Here is a 15,885-nt window from a genome sequence, read left to right on the forward strand (position 1 = left end):
CTTGTAACCCCGCGCTCGGATCTATACTGTATATCCACACAGTAAAGAGCCCGCGCCATGCAAATCATCGACAAGCTCAGCATTCTCGCCGACGCCGCCAAGTACGACGCCTCCTGCGCCAGCAGCGGTGCGCCCAAGCGCAGCTCCGAGGGCAAGAGCGGGTTGGGCTCGACCGATGGCATGGGCATCTGCCACAGCTACACGCCTGACGGCCGTTGCGTATCGTTGCTGAAAATCCTCCTGACCAACTTCTGTCTCTACGACTGCCAGTACTGCGTCAACCGCCGCTCCAGCGATGTGCCGCGTGCACGTTTCACCCCCGAGGAAGTGGTGACGTTGACCATGGATTTCTACCGACGCAACTGCGTCAGCGGACTGTTTCTCAGCTCCGGGATCATCCGCTCGGCGGACTACACCATGGAGCAACTGGTGCGTGTGGCGAAGCTGCTGCGCGAAGAGCATGAGTTTCGCGGCTACATTCACCTCAAGACCATTCCCGAGGCCGATCCGGCATTGATCGAGGAGGCCGGACGTTACGCCGATCGCCTCAGCGTCAATATCGAACTGCCTACCGATGCCAGCCTGCAAACCCTGGCCCCGGAGAAACACATCGGCTCGATCAAGCAGGCGATGCACACCATCTACACCGGCGAGCAGACCGTGCTCAACGAGCCGCGCTCGGCGAAATTCGCCCCGGCCGGGCAGAGCACGCAGATGATCGTCGGCGCCGATGACACCGACGACAGCACGATCCTGCATGGTGCCCAGGCCTTGTACGGCAATTTCCGCTTGCGCCGCGTCTACTATTCGGCCTTCAGCCCGATCCCTGACAGCCCGAAAAGCGTGCCGCTGGCCGCACCACCGCTGATGCGCGAGCACCGTTTGTATCAGGCCGACTTCCTCTTGCGCAGTTACGGCTACAGCGCGGGCGAACTGCTCAAGGGCCCGGGCAATCTGGCGCTGGACATCGACCCGAAACTGGCCTGGGCGCTGCAGAATCGCGAAGTGTTTCCGCTGGATCTGAATCGCGCCGAACCGGCGCTGATCGCGCGCATTCCCGGCATTGGCCTGCGCACCACCGAACGTCTGGTGCAATTGCGCCAGCAACGGCGCATCCGCTACGAAGACGTGGCGCGCATGCGCTGTGTGCTGGCCAAGGCCAAGCCGTTCATCATCACCAGCGACTACCACCCGCAACAGGCCGAAGTCACCAGCCACATGCTTTACCAGCAATTGCGCGACCGGCCGCAGCCACAGCAGATGGGGTTGTGGGGATGATCAATCTTGATTGCGACGACCTGTTCGACACCTGGCGCCAGCAGGCGCGCTGGCTGCTCAGCCATGAAATCGACCCGAGTCTGGTGAGTTGGGCGTCGGAAGGGGTGAGTGATCTGTTTGCCAGTGACGTATCGGTGCCCGAGGGGCAGGGGCCGTTTCAGGCACGCATTCCTCGCGCACTGCTCGACACTTTGGAGCAGGCCTGCCGTTACCGGGGCGAGCAGCGCTGGAGTCTGTTGTATGAAGTGCTGTGGCGCGTCAGCCACGGCGATCGCACGGCGATGATGGCCGGCGACAAACTCGGCAGCGAGTTGCAGCGGCGGATCAAGCAGGTGCAGCGCGAAGCCCATCATCTGCATGCGTTCGTGCGTTTCATCGAACGCCCGCAGGATCAGCCAGGCCCGCAATACGTTGCGTGGCACGAACCGGCCCACGACATCCTGCACAGCGCCAGCGAGCATTTCATCCGGCGCATGGGGCGGCACCGCTGGTTGATCGCCACCCCGCGTGACGGGGTTTATTACGACGGCGAACAGTTGATTCATCAGCGCCAGTGCCCGCTGGAATGGCAACAACTGGCGCAGAACGTCGACGATCCGCACGGCGAGTTGTGGCTGACGTACTACAGCCACATCTTCAATCCGGCGCGGTTGAACGAGAAGGTCATGCAAGGGCACTTCCCGGTGCGGTTCTGGAAAAATCTGCCGGAGGGCGAGTTGATTCCCGGATTGATTACTCAGGCGCGCACGGGCAAGCAGCAGAACGGGCAGGCCAGCGGGATTGCCGCGCGGGGCGGGAAGCGGATTGCGCTGAAATAGAAAATCAAAAGATCGCAGCCTGCGGCAGCTCCTACAGGAGATCTGTGTAGGAGCTGCCGAAGGCTCGGGCCGCGTTCGGACGATCTTTTGATCTTGACCCTCACAACGAAAAAGCCCCCCATCAATCACTTGATGGGGGGCTTTTGTACAACTGGCCGTCAGATCAAACCTTGACGATCCAGCCCGCTGGCGCTTCGATGTCGCCGGTCTGCACGCCAGTCAGCTCTTTGTAGAGCTTCTGGGTGACCGGGCCGACTTCGGTTTCGCTGTGGAACACGTGCAGGTGGTCGTTGTAGCTGATGCCGCCAATCGGCGTGATCACCGCCGCGGTACCGCAAGCACCGGCTTCCTTGAAGTCCGACAGCTTGTCGATCAGCACGTCGCCTTCCACCACTTCCAGGCCCAGACGGGTTTTCGCCAGTTCGATCAGCGACAGACGGGTGATGCCTGGCAGGACCGACGGCGAGTTCGGGGTGATGAACTTGTTGTCGTGGGTGATCCCGAAGAAGTTGGCCGAACCGACTTCCTCGATCTTCTTGTGGGTCAGCGGATCCAGGTAGATGGCGTCAGCGAAGTGCGCTTTCTTGGCCTGGGAACCCGGCATCAGGCTGGCGGCGTAGTTGCCACCGACCTTGGCTGCACCGGTGCCTTGTGGCGCGGCGCGGTCGAAGCTGGAAATCTGGAAGTTGTGCGGGGTCAGGCCGCCCTTGAAGTAGGCGCCGACCGGGATTGCGAACACCGAGAAGATGAACTCCGGCGCGGTACGCACGCCGATGTTGTCACCCACGCCGATCACGAACGGACGCAGGTACAGCGCGCCGCCGGTGCCGTATGGCGGAATGAAGCGCTCGTTGGCGCGAACCACTTCCTTGCACGCTTCGATGAACTGCTCGGTGGAGACGTGCGGCATCAGCAGGCGAGCACAGCTGCGCTGCATGCGCGCGGCGTTCTGGTCAGGACGGAACAGGTTGATCGAGCCGTCCTTGCAACGATAAGCCTTCAGGCCTTCGAAGCACTGCTGGCCATAGTGAAGGGCCGTCGAGCCTTCGCTGATGTGCAGCACGTTGTCTTCGGTCAGGGTGCCTTTGTCCCACTCGCCATTGCGAAAGTACGACAGATAGCGTTTGTCGGTCTTGATGTAATCAAAACCCAGCTTGTCCCAATTGATGCTTTCGTTACCCATGACACCCTCTATCACTGAACAACCGTCGAAACGGTTCAAGGCTTCTGACGTTTTTTTGGATGGGCACAACAATACTTCATTCTTGAGCGGTTTCGCAGCCCGGACGATGGGGGGATTGGCAAAAATCGTAGCTTGCTTATTAAATTCCCATCGTTCCTCTATCTTTCTGCTCTTCTGTGGCGAGGGAGCTTGCTCCCGCTCCAGTGCGCAGCACTGGTGAAGCCGGCCATCGCGGTGCATCAGGTGTACCGCAGTGACAGGGTTTGGGGCCGCTTCGCAGCCCAGCGGGAGCAAGCTCCCTCGCCACAGGGGTTCAGCGTTTACAGGTGCAACGCATGTCCCAAAGCGCGCAACGCCGCTTCCTGCACCGCTTCACCCAAGGTCGGGTGTGCATGGATGGTGCCGCCGATGTCCTCCAGCCGCGCGCCCATTTCCAGGCTTTGCGCGAACGCGGTCGACAACTCCGATACGCCAACCCCGACCGCCTGCCAGCCGACAATCAGATGATTGTCACGACGGGCGACCACCCGCACGAAGCCGCTTTTCGATTCGAGGGTCATCGCCCGGCCGTTGGCGGCGAACGGGAAGCTGGAAACGATGCAGTCCAGCCCCGCAGCCTTGGCCTCGTCCGGGGTCTGGCCGACCACCACCAGTTCCGGGTCGGTGAAACACACGGCAGCGATAGCGGTGGGGTTGAATTCGCGGGATTTGCCGCTGATCAGCTCGGCGACCATCTCGCCCTGAGCCATGGCGCGGTGCGCGAGCATCGGTTCGCCGCTCAGATCGCCAATGGCGTAGACATTGCGCATGCTGGTCTGGCAGCGGCTGTCGATCTTGATCGCCGAGCCGTTCATGTCCAGGTTCAGCGCTTCAAGGTTCCAGCCCTGCGTATTCGGTTTGCGACCAACCGCCACCAACACCTGATCGGTTTCCAGATTGAGGGTGTCGCCGTTCGGCTCACGTACCTGCAAGGTGCCGTCGAAACCCAGCACGCTGTGCTTGAGATAGAGCTTCACGCCCAGTTGCTTCAGCGCTTCGTGCACCGGTTGCGTCAGCTCGGCGTCGTAGGCTGGCAGGATACGATCCTGCGCCTCGACCACACTGACCTCGGCGCCGAGCTTGCGGTAAGCAATGCCCAGCTCCAGACCGATATAACCGCCGCCCACTACCACCAAGCGTTTCGGCACGGACTTGGGTGCCAGCGCTTCGGTGGAGGAGATGATCGGCCCGCCAATCGGCAGGATCGGCAGGTTGACGCTGGTCGAACCGGTGGCCAGCACCAGATGCTCGCACTGAATGCGCGTGTCGCCGACTTCCACGGTTTTGCCATCGATAACCTTGGCCCAGCCATTGATGACCTGAACCTTGTTCTTTTTCAGCAACGCGGCGACGCCGGTGGTCAGGCGATCAACGATGCCGTCCTTCCACTCGACGCTCTTGCCGATGTCGAGGGTGGGTGCCGAGACGCTGATACCCAGCGCCGAATGCTGGCTGTGATGGCGGGTCTGGTGGAACTGCTCGGCCACGTGAATCAACGCTTTCGATGGAATGCAGCCGATGTTCAGGCAAGTGCCGCCCAGCGATTGGCCTTCGACCAGAATCGTCGAAATGCCCAGTTGTCCGGCGCGGATCGCCGTGACGTAACCGCCGGGACCGCCGCCGATGATCAGCAGCGTGGTGTTCAAGGTTTGCATGGCATCACTCCACAAACAGGGTCGCGGGTTGTTCGAGCAGACCACGAATGGCCTGGATGAAGAGCGCCGCGTCCATGCCGTCGACCACGCGGTGATCGAAGGAGCTGGAGAGGTTCATCATCTTGCGGATCACCACCTGGCCTTTGACGACCATCGGGCGTTCGACGATTTTGTTCACGCCGACGATCGCCACTTCCGGCAGGTTCAGCACCGGGGTGCTGACGATGCCGCCCAGCGCACCGAGGCTGGTCAGGGTAATGGTCGAGCCGGACAGTTCGTCGCGGCTGGCCTTGCCATTGCGTGCGGCGTTAGCCAGGCGCGAGATTTCCGCGGCGCTGTCCCACAGGCTGCGCGCCTCGGCGTGACGTACCACCGGCACCATCAATCCCACATCGCTTTGCGTGGCGACGCCAACATGCACCGCGCCGAGGCGGGTGATGACCTGAGCTTCGTCGTCGTAACGCGCGTTCATCTGCGGGAAATCGCGCAGAGCCACGACCAGTGCGCGGACGAGGAATGGCAGCAAGGTCAACTTGCCACGGCTGGCGCCGTGTTTCTCGTTGAGGTGCGCGCGCAACTCTTCAATCGCGGTGACGTCGATTTCCTCGACGTAGCTGAAGTGTGCTGCACGCTGGGTGGCATCCTGCATGCGCTGGGCGATCTTGCGGCGCATGCCGATCACTTGGATCTGCTCTTCATCATGACGCTGAGCGTATGCAGCGGCTGACGGTGCCGATGCGTTGGATTGACCCTGCGCCAGATAGGCCTCGAGGTCTTCATGCAGCACTCGACCGGCTGGGCCGGTGCCGCGTACCAGGCGCAATTGAATGCCCAGATCCAGCGCATGCTTGCGCACGGCCGGCGAGGCCAGCGGACGTTCATCGGCTTCACGGGCAACCATCGGGCCTTGGCAAACCGGAGCCGGAGCCGGACGCGGTGCAGCAGCGGCAGCAGGTTTGTTTTCGACTACCGCTTCAACTTTCGCTGCGACAGGGGGCGCTTTCGCGGCAACCGGCGCTGGCGCGGCGGACTCTTTCAAGTTGCCGGCGCCTTCAACTTCGATGCTGATCAGCACACTGCCGACCGCCATCACTTCACCCGGCTGACCGCCAAGGGCAATCACCTTGCCGTGTACCGGCGACGGAATGTCGACCATCGCCTTGTCGGTCATCACGTCCGCCAGCACCTGGTCTTCAACCACCAGATCGCCGACCTTGACGTGCCACTGCGACAGTTCTACTTCTGCAATGCCTTCGCCGATGTCCGGCATCTTGATAACGTGCGTGCCCATTCAGACCTCCATGACCCGTTTCAACGCCGCGCCCACTCGGGACGGCCCTGGGAAATACGCCCACTCTTGCGCGTGCGGGTAGGGGGTGTCCCAACCGGTGACGCGTTCGATCGGCGCTTCCAGGTGATGGAAGCAATGCTCTTGCACCAGCGACACCAGTTCGGCGCCGAAACCGCAGGTGCGGGTGGCTTCGTGTACCACCACGCAGCGACCGGTTTTTTTCACCGACTTGACGATGGTTTCCAGGTCCAGCGGCCACAGGCTGCGCAGGTCGATGACTTCGGCGTCAACGCCGGATTCTTCAGCGGCAACTTGCGAGACGTAAACGGTGGTGCCGTAAGTCAGCACGGTCACGTCCTTGCCCGGACGGGTGATCGCGGCGACGTCCAGCGGCACGGTGTAGTAACCGTCCGGCACCTGGGCTTGCGGGTGTTTCGACCACGGGGTTACCGGGCGGTCGTGGTGGCCGTCGAACGGGCCGTTGTACAGGCGCTTAGGCTCGAGGAAGATCACCGGGTCATCGTTTTCGATGGAGGCGATCAGCAGGCCCTTGGCGTCGTACGGGTTGGACGGCATCACGGTGCGCAGGCCGCAGACCTGAGTGAACATCGCCTCGATGCTCTGGCTGTGGGTCTGACCGCCGTAAATGCCGCCGCCGCACGGCATGCGCAGGGTCATCGGCGCGGTGAATTCGCCGGCCGAGCGATAACGCAGGCGTGCGGCTTCGGAAATGATCTGGTCGGAAGCCGGGTAGACGTAATCGGCGAACTGAATCTCGGCCACCGGACGCAGGCCGTAAGCGCCCATGCCCACGGCCACACCGACGATGCCGCTTTCAGAAATTGGCGCATCGAATACCCGCGAGGTGCCGTACTTGGTCTGCAGGCCTTCGGTGCAACGGAACACGCCGCCGAAGTAGCCGACGTCCTGACCGAACACCACCACATTGTCGTCACGCTCAAGCATCACATCCATGGCCGAGCGCAGGGCCTGGATCATGGTCATGGTGGTCGTGGTCATGGCGGTTTCCAACTGAATATTGTTGTTGTGATCGTTCATGTCAGATCCCCAACTGCTGACGCTGGCGCTTCAAGTGCTCCGGCATCTCTTTGTAGACGTCTTCGAACATGGTCGCGGCGCTTGGAATCTGCCCGCCGGCGAGGGTGCCGTACTGTTCGGCCTGTTTCTGCGCGGCAATCACTTCGGCTTCAAGCTCGGCGCTGACGGCGGCGTGCTCTTCTTCCGACCAGTGGCCGACCTTGATCAGGTGCTGCTTCAGGCGGGCAATCGGGTCGCCCAGCGGGAAGTGGCTCCAGTCGTCGGCAGGACGGTATTTCGACGGATCGTCGGAGGTCGAGTGCGGGCCGGCGCGGTAGGTGACCCATTCGATCATGGTCGGGCCGAGGTTGCGCCGGGCGCGTTCGGCAGCCCAGGCGGAAGCGGCGTACACCGCGTAGAAATCGTTGCCATCGACCCGCAGCGAGGCGATGCCGCAACCGACGCCGCGTCCGGCGAAAGTGGTGGCTTCACCCCCGGCGATGGCCTGGAAGGTCGAGATCGCCCACTGGTTGTTGACCACGTTGAGGATCACTGGCGCGCGGTAAACGTGAGCGAAGGTGAGGGCGGTGTGGAAGTCCGATTCGGCGGTGGCGCCGTCACCGATCCAGGCCGAGGCGATTTTCGTGTCGCCTTTGATCGCCGAAGCCATGCCCCAGCCGACGGCCTGAATGAATTGGGTGGCGAGGTTGCCGGAGATGGTGAAGAAGCCGGCGTCCTTGACCGAATACATGATCGGCAACTGCCGGCCCTTGAGCGGATCACGCTCGTTGGACAGCAGTTGGCAGATCAGATCGACCAGCGGTACTTCGCGGGCCATCAGAATGCTTTGCTGACGGTAGGTCGGGAAGCACATGTCGTCGATGTTCAAGGCCAGGGCCTGGGCGCTGCCGATGGCTTCTTCGCCAAGACTCTGCATGTAGAACGACATTTTTTTCTGGCGCTGGGCGACCACCATGCGGTTGTCGTAGATCCGCGTCTTGAGCATGGCGCGCATGCCCTTGCGCAGGATTTCGACCGGCACGTTTTCAGCCCAGGGGCCGAGGGCGTTGCCTTGATCGTCGAGCACCCGAATCAGCCCACGCGCCAGGTCGGCGGTGTCGGCAGGTTCAACGTCAATGGAAGGTTTGCGCACCGTGCCGGCATCGGTCAGATGCAGGTAGGAGAAGTCGGTTTTGCAGCCTGGGCGGCCCGAGGGTTCAGGGACGTGCAGACGCAGCGGTTCATACGCTTGGGTCATGGCTTCTACGCTCGATCTTGTGAATTTCTTGTAGTGAGCTGGCAATCATTCTTGGGTGAAAGAAATCTTGTCCTACAACAATCATAGGCCCGGCCAAGAAGAATATTTCTCTCTGTTTCGTTGCGCTGAAGACGATTTGCAGATAGAAATTCTGCATAAACATAAAAAACAGGTGGTTTTGTCTCATGCGCAAACTGGACCGTACCGACATCGGCATTCTCAACAGCCTTCAGGAGAACGCGCGCATCACCAACGCCGACCTTGCACGCTCGGTGAATCTGTCGCCGACGCCGTGTTTCAACCGGGTCAAGGCGATGGAAGAACTAGGTCTGATTCGCGAGCAGGTGACGCTGCTGGATGCCGATCTGCTGGGCCTGCACGTGAACGTGTTCATTCACGTCAGCCTGGAGAAACAGGTCGAGGAAGCGTTGCAGCATTTCGAAGAGGCGATTTCCGATCGCCCCGAGGTGATGGAGTGCTACCTGATGGCCGGCGACCCGGACTATCTGATCCGGGTACTGGTGCCGACGATTCAGTCGTTGGAGCGGTTCATGATGGACTTTCTGACCAAGGTGCCGGGGGTGGCGAACATTCGGTCGAGTTTTGCCTTGAAGCAGGTGCGCTATAAAACCGCGCTGCCGTTGCCGGCGAATGGGTTGACGCTGGGGTCTTGAAGAGCAAAAGATCGCAGCCTGCGGCAGCTCCTACACGGGAAACGGATCTCTCTGTAGGAGCTGCCGAAGGCTGCGATCTTTTGCTTCTAGAGCTTGTTGATCGGCACCTTCAGATACACGACACCATTATCCTCGGCCGCCGGAAAATTCCCCGCCCGCACATTCACCTGAATCGCCGGCAACAACAACGTCGGCATGCCCAACCCGGCGTCACGCTTCGTGCGCATCTCGACAAACGCCGCCTCATCAATCCCGTCATGCACATGAATATTGCTCAGGCGCTGCTCACCGACAGTGGTCTGGCATTGCGCGGCGCGGCCTTCGGGCGGGTAATCGTGGCAGACGTAGAGTTTGACGCTGGCGGGGAAGGCCAGCAGTTTGTGAATCGAGTTGAACAACTGATGCGCGTTGCCGCCGGGGAAGTCGCAGCGGGCGGTGCCGACGTCGGGCATGAACAGCGTGTCGCCGACCAGAATCTGTTCGCCGTCGATCAGGTAGGCCATGTCCGCCGGGGTGTGGCCGGGGACGTGCAGGGCGGTGGCCTTGAGGTTGCCGATCATGAACGACTCATTCGGCGCGAACAGGTGATCGAACTGCGAGCCGTCGACGCAGAATTCCGGCTCCAGATTGAACAGCGCCTTGAACACGTTCTGCACCTTGCTGATCGATTGGCCGATGGCGATCTTGCCGCCGAGTTCGCGGCGCAGGTACGGCGCGGCGGACAGGTGATCGGCATGAGCGTGGGTTTCCAGCAGCCATTGCACCTGCAAGCGGCGTTCACGGACGAAGGCGATGATTTTGTCGGCCTGTACCGTGCAGGTGCGACCGGCGGCGCCGTCGTAATCGAGTACCGGATCGACGATTGCACACTGCCCGCCATCGGCTTCATAGACCACGTAGCTGTAGGTCGAGGAGGCGGGGTCGAGGAAAGCTTCAATCTGCGCGGGCATGGACACCAACCTGAACCAGGGAAATGGGTTGCAACACTTTATCTAAAAACATAATGTTCGCAGCTTAAGTGACGTTGAAGGCATCGTGCAAATGCAATCCAGTCTGACCGAATGTGAAGTCGCCCAGTTGCGGGCGTCCGCCTCCAAGGCCTGCGCGCTGCTCAAGGCGCTGGCCAATGAGGATCGCCTGTTGATCCTGTGCCAGTTGACTCAGGGCGAGCGCAACGTCGGCGAGCTGGAAAAAATGACCGGCGTGCGCCAGCCGACGCTGTCCCAGCAACTGGGCATCCTACGCGATGAAGGCCTGGTGGCGACTCGTCGCGAAGGCAAGTACATCTTTTACGGTTTGGCCAGTCCTGAAGTGATTCAGGTGATGAAGACGCTCTCCGGGCTGTATTGCGGAGCGGTGCTGAAAAGTCTGGGCCATCAATAAATGTCAGCCACCACACAATCCCTGTAGGAGTGAGCCTGCTCGCGATAGCGGTGTATCAGCCAACATCTTCATAGACTGATCCACCGCCATCGCGAGCAGGCTCACTCCTACAATGGATTGGTGCGATGGCCGGAAAATCCTTGCGTGCAGCAATAAGGAACAAGCAATGAACGATCAACACTGGGGCCCATCCATCAGTGCAGATATCGTGGTCATCGGCGGCGGCACCGCCGGCATCGGCTTCGTCGCCAGTCTGCTCAAGCGCGATCCCACGCTGAACATCACCGTGATCGAACCCAGCGCCCAGCACTACTACCAACCGGCGTGGACGCTGGTCGGCGGTGGTGCCTATGACGTCAAGGACACCGCCCGACCGATGAGCAAAGTGATGCCCCGGCAGGCCACCTGGATTCAGGCGGCGGTAACTGCGGTTGATCCCGACACACGTCACCTCACGCTCAGCGATCAACGCCGCGTCAGCTACCAGAACCTGATCGTCTGCCCCGGCCTGCGGCTGGCCTGGGAGAAGATCGAAGGCCTGCAGGAAAGCCTCGGCCAGCACGGCGTGACCTCCAACTACAGCTATCAGCATGCGCAGTACACCTGGGATCAGGTGCAGAAACTGCGTGGCGGCAAGGCGCTGTTCACCCAGCCGGCGATGCCGATCAAATGCGCCGGGGCACCGCAGAAGGCGTTGTACCTGTCGTGCGATCACTGGCGCAAAACAGGCGTGCTGAACAACATCAACGTCGAGTTCAACCTGGCCGGCGCGGCGCTGTTCGGCGTCGCGACCTTCGTCCCGCCGCTGATGAAGTACATCGAAAAATACAACGCGCAACTGGCCTTCAACGCCAACCTGGTCAAGGTCGACGGCCCGGCGAAAACCGCTTGGTTCGAGATCAGGGACGCTGACGGCAACCTCACCACACAGGCGAAAAGCTTCGATCTGCTGCATGTTGTGCCGCCGCAAGTCGCGCCGGATTTCATCGCTCAGAGCCCGCTGGCCGATGCGGGCGGCTGGTGCGAAGTGAACCCGCACAGCCTGCAACATCCGCGTTACCCGGAAGTGTTCGCCATCGGCGATATCTGCGGCACCAGCAATGCGAAAACCGCTGCCGCCGTGCGCAAGCAGATCGTGGTAGTCGCGGAAAATCTGCTGGCCCTGCGCAAGAAACAACCGCTGCCACTGAAATACGACGGTTACGGTTCGTGCCCGCTGACGGTGGAGAAGGGCAAGGTGATCCTCGCCGAGTTCGGCTACGGCGGAAAGTTGCTGCCGACCTTCGCCCTCGATGCGACCGTGCCGCGCCGCTCGGCGTGGTTCCTCAAGGCGACGCTGCTGCCGTGGTTCTACTGGAACGGCATGCTCAAGGGTCGCGAGTGGCTGACCGGTTTGTCCAAAGTCGACTGAGAACTCCCTATGTTGCTGGCAAGTCTGTTTGGCGTGTTGATGGGGCTGATTCTCGGGCTGACCGGGGCGGGCGGCGGGATTCTCGCGGTGCCGGCGCTGGTGCTGGGCCTCGGCTGGAGCATGACCCAGGCCGCGCCTGTGGCGTTGTTCGCCGTGGGCAGTGCGGCGGCAGTCGGGGCGATCGACGGTTTGCGTCATGGTCTGGTGCGCTATCGCGCGGCGTTGCTGATTGCCGCGCTCGGTGCGGTGTTTTCGCCGCTGGGCATTTATTTCGCGCATCAGTTGCCGGAGAAGATCCTGATGATCCTCTTCAGCCTGCTGATGGTCTTGGTGGCCTGGCGCATGTTGCGCCGCGAGCGTGCGCAAGAGGGACCGAGCGACCACGGCCACGCGAGCTGGGGCCAGAAAAACTGCATGCTCAATGAAGAGACCGGACGTTTCGACTGGACCGCCAAATGCACCGCGACCCTTGCGGCTTTGGGCGCGGTGACCGGGGTGGTTTCGGGCTTGCTCGGCGTCGGTGGTGGCTTCCTGATCGTGCCGGCGTTCAAGCAACTGACCGACGTGCAGATGCGCGGCATTGTTGCGACCTCGCTGATGGTGATCAGCCTGATTTCCGCCATTGGCGTGATCGGCTCGTTCCATGCCGGGGTGCGCATCGACAGCCTTGGCGCGGCGTTCATCGTCGCCAGCATTGTCGGCATGGTCATCGGCCGCAGGCTGTGCGCCCAGGTTCCGGCGCGGGCATTGCAGGTCGGGTTTGCCAGTGTGTGTCTGATCGTCGCCGCTTACATGATGCTGCGCGCCTGATACAAATAACCCGGCCCAACATTTGACCCTGTAGGAGTGAGCCTGCTCGCGAATGCGGTGTAACAGTCGACATATTTATTGACTGGTACACCGCATTCGCGAGCAAGCCCGCTCCCACAGGTGTCTCTGTTGTCACAGCAGATATGGGTTTGCCGCAAAATTTGCGGCACACTCAAGCAACCTCAGCACAAGGCCTTTCAATGGATCGATACGCCCCGCGCAACTGGCAGCCTCACGAGAAGCCCAGTCTGCCCGGTTCCCCCTCGACGCCGCTGCACTCCAACCCCAAGCGCCTGGCGTATGCGCTGGTCGGGCTGCTGGTGGCGGTGACCGGTGGGCTGGGCAACTCGCTGGTGGTCGCCAACCTGCCTTACCTGCAAGGTGCGCTGGGCGCGACCACAGCGGAGATGGCCTGGCTGCCGGCCGCCTACGTGATGACCAACGTGTCGATGAACCTGCTGCTGGTGAAGTTTCGTCAGCAGTTCGGCCTGCGTGCATTCACCGAGGTGTTTCTGGTGCTGTATGCGCTGGTGACCTTCGGCCATCTGTTCGTCAATGACTTGAGCTCGGCCATCGCGGTGCGCGCGGCGCACGGCATGGTTGGCGCAGCGTTGAGTTCGTTGGGCCTGTATTACATGGTTCAGGCGTTTCCGGCCAAGTGGCGGCTGAAGGCGCTGGTGCTGGGCCTCGGCGCCTCGCAACTGGCGCTGCCGCTGGCGCGCTTGTTCTCCGAAGACTTGCTGCAGATTGCCGAATGGCGCGGCTTGTACCTGTTCGAATTGGGCATGGCCTTGCTGTCGCTGGGCTGCGTTTTGCTGCTCAAGTTGCCGCCCGGTGACCGCTTCAAAACCTTCGAGCCGCTGGACTTTCTCACCTTCGCGATTCTCGCCAGCGGCGTGGCACTGCTGTGTGCGGTGTTGTCGCTGGGGCGCATCGACTGGTGGCTGGAAGCCAACTGGATCGGCTATGCGCTGGCGGCCTCGATTGCCTTGATCCTTGCGGGCCTGGCGATCGAGCACAATCGCAGCAACCCGATGCTGATGACCCGCTGGCTCGGCAGCGGCACGATGATCCGCCTGGCGCTGGCGGTGACCCTGATTCGCATGGTCACTTCGGAACAATCCACCGGCGCCGTCGGCTTCATGCAGAACCTCAACATGGGCTATGAGCAGTTGCACAGCCTGTACGTGGTGATGCTGATCGGCAGCGTCGCCGGGTTGGCGACCAGCGCACTGACCATCGACCCCAAGCACCTGCTGATGCCGTTGATCATCTCGCTGGCGCTGATGGCCACCGGTTCGGTGATGGACAGCTTTTCCAACAACCTGACTCGTCCGCAAAACCTGTATTTCAGCCAGTTCCTGCTGGCCTTCGGCAGCACGTTTTTCCTCGGCCCGACCATGGTTTTCGGCACGCGCAACGTGCTGACCAATCCGCGCAATCTGGTGAGTTTTTCGGTGTTGTTCGGGATCTGCAACAACCTCGGCGGCTTGCTCGGCGCGGCGTTGTTGGGCACGTTCCAGATCGTGCGCGAGAAATTCCATTCCAGTCATCTGGTCGAACACCTGACGCTGTCCGATCCGCTGGTAGCCGCCCGCGTGCAGAGCGGCGGTTCGGCCTATGGCTCCTTGCTCGCCGATCCGAGCCTGCGCAATCTGGCCGGGATTCGCAGCCTGGCGAATGCCGCGACTCGCGAAGCCAACGTGCTGGCCTATAACGATGTATTCATGCTGATCGCCGTGATTGCGGTGCTGACCATGATCTGGCTGTCCATTCGTGCGCTGTGGCTGATGAGCACCACCAAAGCCGTCGACCCAGCGCCTTCCGTACCTCCTAGCGGTGCTTCCAATTCATGACCGAACCGACCACCACAACCACCAATGCCATCGCCGCCACCCCGGAAGGCGTGGCACCGCCGTCCTCGCCGAACACCGAACCGCGCTCGTTGCGGGTGCGGATCATCTCGTCGCTGGGTTTTGCCGCGATTGCCATCGTCGGCGTGCTGATCGTGCTCTACGCCTGGCAGTTGCCGCCGTTCAGCAGTGCGGTCGAAACCACCGAAAACGCCTTGGTGCGCGGCCAGGTGACGATCATCGGCCCGCAGCTCAGCGGTTACGTGTTCGAGGTGCCGGTGCAGGACTTCCAGTACGTGAAGACCGGCGACCTGCTGGTGCGGCTGGACGACCGGATTTATCAGCAGCGCCTCGACCAGTCGCTGGCGCAACTGGCGGTGCAGAAGGCCACGCTGGCCAACGTGGTGCAGCAACGCAACAGCGCCGAAGCGACGATCAAACTGCGTCAGGCGGTGGTGGCCGACAGCGAAGCGCAATTGCGTAAAAGCGAGGCGGATCTGCGCCGTAACAAGGAGCTGGTGAGTGACGGCTCGGTGTCGAAACGCGAGATGGACGTGGCGCTCGCGGCCAATGCGCAGAGCATTGCGGCGGTGGCGCAGGCCAAGGCCAATCTGGAAATCGCCCGGCAGGATCTGCAAACGGTGATCGTCAATCGCGGTTCGCTGGAGGCCGCGGTGGCCAGTGCTGAAGCGGCGGTGCAACTGGCGCGCATCGACTTGTCGAACACCCGCATCGTCGCCCCGCGTGACGGCCAGCTTGGGCAGATTGGCGTGCGCCTCGGCGCTTACGTCAACTCCGGGGCGCAACTGATGGCGTTGGTGCCGAACCAGAAATGGGTGATCGCCAACATGAAGGAGACCCAGATGGACAACGTGCGTGTCGGCCAGCCGGTGCGCTTCACCGTCGATGCGCTGAACCACCGCAAGTTCACCGGCCATGTGCAGCACATTTCGCCCGGCACCGGTTCGGAATTCGCCCTGTTGCAGGCCGACAACGCCACCGGCAACTTCGTCAAGATCGCTCAGCGCGTGCCGGTGCGGATCACCATTGATGAGGGGCAGCAGGAAGAGGAACGCTTGCGCCCGGGGATGTCGGTGGTGGTCAGCATCGACACCGCAGCGGGCGACACACAACCGCATTAAGAGCAAAAAGATCGCAGCCTTCGGCAGCTCCTACAGGGAATCGCGTTCCAAT

General features: G+C 61.6%; 14 protein-coding genes. 8 read left to right on the forward strand and 6 right to left on the reverse strand.

What is annotated here, in order from left to right; translation table 11 throughout:
* Window positions 1–57 precede the first annotated feature (57 nt).
* A complete protein-coding gene (locus ACIOUG_RS08625) occupies window positions 58–1,278 on the forward strand; it encodes a putative DNA modification/repair radical SAM protein (RefSeq protein WP_401064367.1) in 1,221 nt (406 codons plus the stop codon).
* Window positions 1,275–2,096, forward strand: a complete 822-nt coding sequence (locus ACIOUG_RS08630) for a TIGR03915 family putative DNA repair protein (RefSeq protein ID WP_401064369.1) — start codon at window positions 1,275–1,277, stop codon at window positions 2,094–2,096. The genes ACIOUG_RS08625 and ACIOUG_RS08630 overlap by 4 nt, the downstream gene beginning before the upstream one ends.
* 163 nt (window positions 2,097–2,259) lie before the next feature.
* On the opposite strand, the gene ACIOUG_RS08635 is transcribed toward ACIOUG_RS08630, so the two are convergent.
* The 5 genes from ACIOUG_RS08635 to ACIOUG_RS08655 form a co-directional block, all read right to left on the reverse strand.
* Window positions 2,260–3,279 carry a branched-chain amino acid aminotransferase gene (locus ACIOUG_RS08635; RefSeq protein WP_003223996.1) on the reverse strand — a complete coding sequence of 340 codons (1,020 nt, stop codon included), beginning with the start codon at window positions 3,277–3,279 and terminating at the stop codon, window positions 2,260–2,262.
* 320 nt (window positions 3,280–3,599) lie between these two features.
* Window positions 3,600–4,973: a dihydrolipoyl dehydrogenase gene (gene lpdA / locus ACIOUG_RS08640; protein WP_401064371.1), complete on the reverse strand. Its 1,374-nt coding sequence runs from the start codon at window positions 4,971–4,973 to the stop codon at window positions 3,600–3,602.
* Between the two features lie 4 nt (window positions 4,974–4,977).
* A complete protein-coding gene (locus ACIOUG_RS08645) occupies window positions 4,978–6,264 on the reverse strand; it encodes a dihydrolipoamide acetyltransferase family protein (RefSeq protein ID WP_401064374.1) in 1,287 nt (428 codons plus the stop codon).
* Window positions 6,265–7,323, reverse strand: a complete 1,059-nt coding sequence (locus ACIOUG_RS08650) for an alpha-ketoacid dehydrogenase subunit beta (protein WP_003224000.1) — start codon at window positions 7,321–7,323, stop codon at window positions 6,265–6,267.
* A gap of 1 nt (window position 7,324) precedes the next feature.
* On the reverse strand, window positions 7,325–8,560 hold the full coding sequence (locus ACIOUG_RS08655; RefSeq protein WP_003224001.1) for a 3-methyl-2-oxobutanoate dehydrogenase (2-methylpropanoyl-transferring) subunit alpha: 1,236 nt from the start codon (window positions 8,558–8,560) through the stop codon (window positions 7,325–7,327).
* Window positions 8,561–8,745: 185 nt separating this feature from the next.
* On the opposite strand from ACIOUG_RS08655, the gene bkdR reads away from it, so the two are divergent.
* On the forward strand, window positions 8,746–9,234 hold the full coding sequence (bkdR, locus tag ACIOUG_RS08660) for a Bkd operon transcriptional regulator BkdR (RefSeq protein WP_016985245.1): 489 nt from the start codon (window positions 8,746–8,748) through the stop codon (window positions 9,232–9,234).
* An 86-nt stretch (window positions 9,235–9,320) separates the two neighbouring features.
* Here the strand turns inward: bkdR and ACIOUG_RS08665 are convergent, their stop codons facing one another.
* Window positions 9,321–10,184: an MBL fold metallo-hydrolase gene (locus ACIOUG_RS08665; RefSeq protein ID WP_401064378.1), complete on the reverse strand. Its 864-nt coding sequence runs from the start codon at window positions 10,182–10,184 to the stop codon at window positions 9,321–9,323.
* A gap of 91 nt (window positions 10,185–10,275) precedes the next feature.
* Between ACIOUG_RS08665 and ACIOUG_RS08670 the strand changes: the two genes are divergently transcribed.
* From ACIOUG_RS08670 to ACIOUG_RS08690, 5 genes are all read left to right on the forward strand, one after another.
* On the forward strand, window positions 10,276–10,617 hold the full coding sequence (locus ACIOUG_RS08670) for a helix-turn-helix transcriptional regulator (protein WP_007965280.1): 342 nt from the start codon (window positions 10,276–10,278) through the stop codon (window positions 10,615–10,617).
* A gap of 166 nt (window positions 10,618–10,783) precedes the next feature.
* The gene (locus tag ACIOUG_RS08675; protein WP_401064380.1) at window positions 10,784–12,028 is read left to right on the forward strand and encodes an FAD-dependent oxidoreductase; all 1,245 of its coding nucleotides are present in this window, start codon (window positions 10,784–10,786) and stop codon (window positions 12,026–12,028) included.
* A 9-nt stretch (window positions 12,029–12,037) separates the two neighbouring features.
* Window positions 12,038–12,838: a sulfite exporter TauE/SafE family protein gene (locus ACIOUG_RS08680; RefSeq protein ID WP_401064382.1), complete on the forward strand. Its 801-nt coding sequence runs from the start codon at window positions 12,038–12,040 to the stop codon at window positions 12,836–12,838.
* A gap of 200 nt (window positions 12,839–13,038) precedes the next feature.
* The gene (locus ACIOUG_RS08685; RefSeq protein WP_401064385.1) at window positions 13,039–14,694 is read left to right on the forward strand and encodes an MFS transporter; all 1,656 of its coding nucleotides are present in this window, start codon (window positions 13,039–13,041) and stop codon (window positions 14,692–14,694) included.
* Window positions 14,691–15,833, forward strand: coding sequence for an HlyD family secretion protein (locus ACIOUG_RS08690; protein WP_401064388.1), 1,143 nt, complete (start codon window positions 14,691–14,693; stop codon window positions 15,831–15,833). Before ACIOUG_RS08685 ends, ACIOUG_RS08690 begins: the two co-directional genes overlap by 4 nt.
* Window positions 15,834–15,885 lie beyond the last annotated feature (52 nt).

Source organism: Pseudomonas sp. NPDC087803, assembly GCF_044742995.1.
Taxonomy (GTDB): domain Bacteria; phylum Pseudomonadota; class Gammaproteobacteria; order Pseudomonadales; family Pseudomonadaceae; genus Aquipseudomonas.